This window comes from Poseidonibacter sp. (assembly GCF_041821165.1).
Lineage (GTDB): Bacteria > Campylobacterota > Campylobacteria > Campylobacterales > Arcobacteraceae > Poseidonibacter.
The window spans coordinates 1-5,616 of record NZ_JBGUES010000154.1; the positions used below are offsets into that span (position 1 = coordinate 1).

At 25.2% G+C, this 5,616-nt stretch carries 7 protein-coding genes; 5 read left to right on the forward strand and 2 right to left on the reverse strand.

Annotated elements, in window-relative coordinates:
- The 3 genes from ACERKK_RS10615 to ACERKK_RS10625 all read left to right on the forward strand — a co-directional run.
- Window positions 1–291: UvrB/UvrC motif-containing protein (locus tag ACERKK_RS10615; RefSeq protein WP_373773054.1), on the forward strand; the 291-nt coding region annotated here is incomplete at its 5' end.
- Between the two features lies 1 nt (window position 292).
- The gene (gene nth / locus ACERKK_RS10620) at window positions 293–940 is read left to right on the forward strand and encodes an endonuclease III (protein ID WP_373773055.1); all 648 of its coding nucleotides are present in this window, start codon (window positions 293–295) and stop codon (window positions 938–940) included.
- A gap of 80 nt (window positions 941–1,020) precedes the next feature.
- Entirely contained in the window at window positions 1,021–1,236 is a 216-nt protein-coding gene (locus ACERKK_RS10625; RefSeq protein WP_373773056.1) for a hypothetical protein, read from the forward strand.
- A 20-nt stretch (window positions 1,237–1,256) separates the two neighbouring features.
- Here the strand turns inward: ACERKK_RS10625 and ACERKK_RS10630 are convergent, their stop codons facing one another.
- Together ACERKK_RS10630 and ACERKK_RS10635 are read right to left on the reverse strand one after the other, a co-directional pair.
- Entirely contained in the window at window positions 1,257–1,655 is a 399-nt protein-coding gene (locus ACERKK_RS10630; protein WP_373773057.1) for a hypothetical protein, read from the reverse strand.
- A gap of 10 nt (window positions 1,656–1,665) precedes the next feature.
- On the reverse strand, window positions 1,666–1,914 hold the full coding sequence (locus ACERKK_RS10635) for a hypothetical protein (protein ID WP_373773058.1): 249 nt from the start codon (window positions 1,912–1,914) through the stop codon (window positions 1,666–1,668).
- Between the two features lie 118 nt (window positions 1,915–2,032).
- Between ACERKK_RS10635 and ACERKK_RS10640 the strand changes: the two genes are divergently transcribed.
- Entirely contained in the window at window positions 2,033–3,625 is a 1,593-nt protein-coding gene (locus ACERKK_RS10640; RefSeq protein WP_373773059.1) for a glycerol-3-phosphate dehydrogenase/oxidase, read from the forward strand.
- Window positions 3,626–3,686: 61 nt separating this feature from the next.
- A partial coding sequence (locus tag ACERKK_RS10645; RefSeq protein WP_373773060.1) for a TonB-dependent receptor domain-containing protein occupies window positions 3,687–5,616 on the forward strand: 1,930 nt, incomplete at its 3' end.

Genomic DNA, 5,616 nt, shown 5'->3' on the forward strand with positions numbered 1-5,616 from the left:
ATGCAGTATGCAATTGATGAAACAAATAGAAGAAAAAAGATTCAAGAAGCATATAATAAAGAGCATGGAATAACTCCAAAATCTACAAAAAGAAGACTTGATGAAAGTTTAAAACTTGAAGAGTATGATGCCTTAGCTTGGAAAAAAGAAAAAGTAGAAAAAATGCCAGCTGCTGAACGTAAAAAAATATTAATAGAGTTAAATAAACAAATGAAAAAAGCATCTCATGATTTAAACTTTGAAGAAGCTATTAGATTAAGAGATGAAATAGAAAAAATTAAGAAGATATAAAATGAAAAAAGCAACAAAAAAAGAGATAGAAATTATAAAAGAAGCTTTTGTAGAGAAATACTCAGATGCTGTAACAGAACTTGATTATAAAAATGATTATGAGTTATTAATAGCTATTATTCTTTCAGCACAATGTACTGATAAAAGAGTAAATATTATAACACCTGCTTTATTTGAAAAATATCCAAGCGTTTATGAATTAGCTGATGCTTCATTAGATGACGTAAAAGAGTTATTAAAATCATGTTCTTTTTTTAATAATAAAGCTAAAAATATTATAAAAATGGCACAAAGTGTTATTTCTGATTACGAAGGAAATATTCCTCATATTCAAAAAGAGCTTATGAAATTAGCAGGTGTGGGAAATAAAACAGCAAATGTATTTATGATTGAGTTTGAGGGTGCAAATTTAATGGCTGTTGATACTCATGTATTTAGAGTTTCTCATAGACTTGGTTTAAGCGATGGAAAAACTGTTGAGATAACTGAAGCTGATTTAGTTAAAAAACTAAAAGGACATGATTTACATATTTTTCATCAAGCAATGGTATTATTTGGTAGATACATTTGTAAAGCTGTAAAACCTGATTGTGATAATTGTATGTTTCCACAAGTGTGTAAAACAACAAAATCATTTAAACCTGCATAGAATAAATATTACTGTTTATAGTATTTTTATGTAAAAAATACATAATATACTATTAAACAAAAGTATGTAAGAATGTATTTATGAAAAAAAACAATTCAATTGAAATACAAAAATATCGCAAAAAAATAATTATAATACTATTAGTAATTATAGCTATTCCTATTGCAATTTTTTTAATAAGTAATTCACAAAAGATATTCTCTTCTATGACCTTAGATAGTAAAGAAAGTGTTAAAAAAGAGAAGACCTTACCATCTGAATTAAAATGGTTTAATACTTTTGGCGAGCCTAAATAAGTAAAAGAGGTAAAATAAGTTTACTTAATTTTACACTCTTCTTTGAAATCTTTAAAAATAAATTCATCTTCAATTTCTAAAACTTCTACATCATTTGCTTCACAAACATAATCTTTTCCATCTTTATTGATGATATAAATCATTTTGAAAATTGATTTAGAATTACTTAAAACTTCAACATTTGTTTGTTTCATAGATAATTTTTCAATTTCAATATTTTTATCTTTTAGATACTTAGCTTTAAAAGAATCAGGAAGTCTATTGTTATCTAGATGGTTATAATAAATGCTAGATACAATTATAACAACAATAACAATTAGAAAAGTAGATAACTCTTTTTTTGTAAAGCTAGTTTTTATTTTATAAATTACATATACAAGTATAAGTAATATGATTAATGAAAATATTAGTATTTGCATATTTATCCTTTTATTTTATTTTATTTTGTATTTTTTGCTTATAGGCATTTGAAGATAGGTATTTACCATTTGATACAGGTTTTGGTATAAAATCATCCTCTAGTATTTGTTTTTTTATATTCTTCTTATTTGTAATACTTGAAGTAATATTTTTCTTATCTGTTGTTATATTATTGATAAGTCCACTTTTAAGATTATTTAAAATTAATAAAACTGTATCTATATCTTTATTATCAATATCTAAAGTTATTTTAGCCAAATGAGTTCCTTTTTTATTTGTGTTATTATATCTGATATAAACAAAAATATCGTTTGACATAGTATTGAAAATATTCTTAAAAATGATATACTAAGATTATAAAATAAAAGGTTATATTATGAAAGATAATGCTGAAGAATTTTATGATATGGTTATCATTGGTGGCGGCTCTACGGGTTCAGGAATTGCCTTAGATGCATCTACAAGAGGCTACAAAGTTTTATTGCTAGACAAAGATGATTTTGCATCAGGAACTAGCTCCAAAAGCTCTAAGTTGATTCATGGCGGGGTTAGATATTTAGAAAAAGCAATAAAACAGTTTGATAAATCACAATATAATCTTGTAAAAGAAGCTCTAAGTGAAAGAAATCTATTTTTAAAAAATGCACCACACCTAGCAAAAACATTAAAATTAGATACTCCAATTTATAAATGGCTTGATATTGCTTATGTTTATATAGGATTACTTATTTATAGATTAATAAGCGGTTCAAAAAAAATAAAAGATAATGAGTATATTAATAAAACTGTTCTAAGTTTAACTCAACCAAATATAAAAAAAGAAAATCTAAAAGGTGCAATATCTTTTTATGATGGAAGATTTATAGATTCTCGTATGGTAATTGCTATTTTGCAAACTGCCCAGTATTATGGTTTGGAAGCTAGAAATTATAATGAAGTTAAATCTTTTTTATATGATAAAGAAAATAAAATTTCTGGCTTAGAAATCTATAATAAATTAGAAGATAAAAGATATACAGTTAAATCAAATTGTATAATAAATGCAAGTGGTGCAAATGTTGATAATATTAGAAAAATAGATGATAATAACTGTGAAGAGGTAATGCAATTAAGTTCAGGTATTCATATAGTTATTGATAAAAAAGTTTTACCTTATTATGAAGGAATATTAATTCCAAAAACAAGTGATGGTAGGGTGATTTTTGTATTACCATATTTAGAACATTGTTTAATAGGAACAACAGATAACAAAGTAGATTATACAACATCACGAGAAGCTTCAAAAGAGGATATTGATTATTTAATAAATCATGTAAATGAATACTTTGATATTAAAATAGAAGATAAAGATATATTATCATCATGGAGTGGAATAAGACCATTAATAAAAGAAGATAAAAAACATACTCAAGAGTTAGTAAGAGAACACAAAATTATAAAATCAAATAATGGCTTAATTTCAATAGCAGGTGGAAAATGGACTACTTATAGAAAAATGGCAGAAGAGCTTGTTGATTTTACAATCAAAAACAATTATTTAAGCAAAAAAGAGAATTGTAAAACAAAAAAATTAAAAGTAGTTGGCTCTCAAATGAATAATCATGTAGTAGAGTCAATATTAGATTCTAGTGATTTATCTAAAGAAACAAAAAAATCATTATTAACTTTTTATGGAGATAGAGCAATTGCAATTGCTAATTTAGCAAAAGAGCAAAATGCTTTTGAATTAATACATAAAGATTTACCTTTTATAGAAGCAGAAGTAATATATACAATGAAAAATGAATATGTAAAAAAGCCAATAGATTATTTAGCAAGAAGAGTTTCTTTATGTTTTATTGATAAACAAAAATCTCTTTTATGTGTAGATAACTTGTGTAATATTATGGGAAAAATATTATTATGGGATACGCAAAAAATAGAAGAAACAAAAATGGAAACAAAAGAATTTATAAATAATAACTTTTAATTAACAGTAAATTAACAAGAGCTTGTAATAATTCATAAATTTATTCACACAAGGAAAATTTATGAAAAAAGTTATAACACTATCATTTATAACAACTGCTGTATTGTTAAATGCAAGTGAAATTAATACTTTAGAGACAATAACTGTATCACAAAAAGTAAATACAAAAATAGTAAAAAATATTAGTAATGAAGAGATTAAAAGTGCAGATTTAGCTGAAGCCTTAAGTAAAAATATCCCATCAATTTCAATTGTTAGAAGAAGTGGTATTGCAAATGATATTATTTTAAGAGGTCAAAAAAAAGACAATATCAATGTAATTATTGATAATGCGAAAATTTATGGTGCTTGTCCAAATAGAATGGATCCTGTTACTTCTCATGTTTTAGCAAATAATATTCAATCAGTTGAAGTTATTGAAGGTCCTTATGATGTTGAAAACTTTGGAACACTAAGTGGGAAAGTTACAGTAAATACTAAAAAACCTACAAAAGATTTAGAGGGTGAAGTAAATTTAAACGCTGGGAGTTTTGGATATAAAAAAGCAAGTGCAACTATTAGTGCGGGAACTGATAGTTTTAAGTTCCTTATATCTACATCTATTGAAAAAGGTGATCAATATGAAGATGGAGATGGAAATGATTTCTTAGAGCAACAAATACAAAAAAATGTCCCAACTGCAAATAGATATTCAAAATCTGACATAGAAGCTTTTGAGAAAAAGACTTTATTAACAAAAGCAAGTATAAATGTAAATGATAATTCTGAAATAGATTTATCATATACAGCTAATAGAAGTGATAATGTTTTATATCCTAATACACCAATGGATGCTGATTATGATGACTCTAATATCTATACTATTGCTTATACGCATAGAAATCTTGGTGATTTATCAAAAGAGTTAAAATTAGATTATTATTACTCTAATGTAGATCATCCAATGAGTGTTAGATTAAGAAATAATGCAATGATGATGAAAGATGTAACAAATCATATGAAGTCATCAATTTGGGGAACAAAAATCAAAAATAGTTTAGAATTAGAGGATACTCTTTTTACTTTAGGTTTAGATACAAGTACAAGAAATTGGAAAGGTCAGAAATATAATAATGACTTGTCTACAAATGCACCAAGTTTATCTTCAACTGATACTACAAATAAAGCAGTATTTGCAATAGTAGAAAAAACATTTGGAAAATTAGACTTAGAGTTTGGTTCTAGATATGATTATACTGATATTGATTCACTTAATATTTCTAAAACTGATAAAAAATACACTTCACTAAATGCAAATGTTTTTGCTACTTATAATGTAGATAAAAATACAAAATATTTTGCAGGTCTTGGAAAGTCATCAAGAGTTCCAGATGCTAGAGAGTTATATTATGGTTCATCAAATAATAATTTAGAAGATACAAAAAACTATGAAATAGATTTAGGTTTTGATAAAACTATTGGAGCTTTTAATATTAAATCAAAAATATTTTATTCAAAGTTAGAGGATTATATTTATAATACAGCAAGCTTTGAAAATATAGATGCAAGAATATATGGTTTAGATATTAGTGGATTCTACTATTTTACTGATGAGTTATCTTTTGATTATGGGCTTTCTTATCAAAGAGGTAAAAAAGATGGAAATTATAGTGATAAAGATTTAGCAGAAATAGCACCATTAAAAACAAACATAGCCTTTAATTATGAAAGCAATAAATCAAAATATACAGCTGAGGTAATTGCAGTTGATTCTTGGGATAGTTTTGATGCAGACGCAAAAGAGCAAAAGTTAGCAGGATATGCTTTAGTTAATTTAAAATATAATAATCAAATCTTTAAAAATATTGGTCTTAGTTTAGGTGCTGATAATATTTTTGATAAAACTTATGCTTCAACAAATACATATCAAGATGTTACATATGTTGAATCAGGAGGAGATAGAGTATTATTAAATGACCCAGGTCGGTATTTTTATGCAAATTTAAAATATA

What these genes read in the sequence shown, in the direction of transcription:
- ACERKK_RS10630 (WP_373773057.1), bottom strand. Translation starts at nt 1,655, where the DNA reads ATGCAAATACTAATATTTTCATTAATCATATTACTTATACTTGTATAT.
- nth (WP_373773055.1), top strand. Translation starts at nt 293, where the DNA reads ATGAAAAAAGCAACAAAAAAAGAGATAGAAATTATAAAAGAAGCTTTT.
- ACERKK_RS10625 (WP_373773056.1), top strand. Translation starts at nt 1,021, where the DNA reads ATGAAAAAAAACAATTCAATTGAAATACAAAAATATCGCAAAAAAATA.
- ACERKK_RS10640 (WP_373773059.1), top strand. Translation starts at nt 2,033, where the DNA reads ATGAAAGATAATGCTGAAGAATTTTATGATATGGTTATCATTGGTGGC.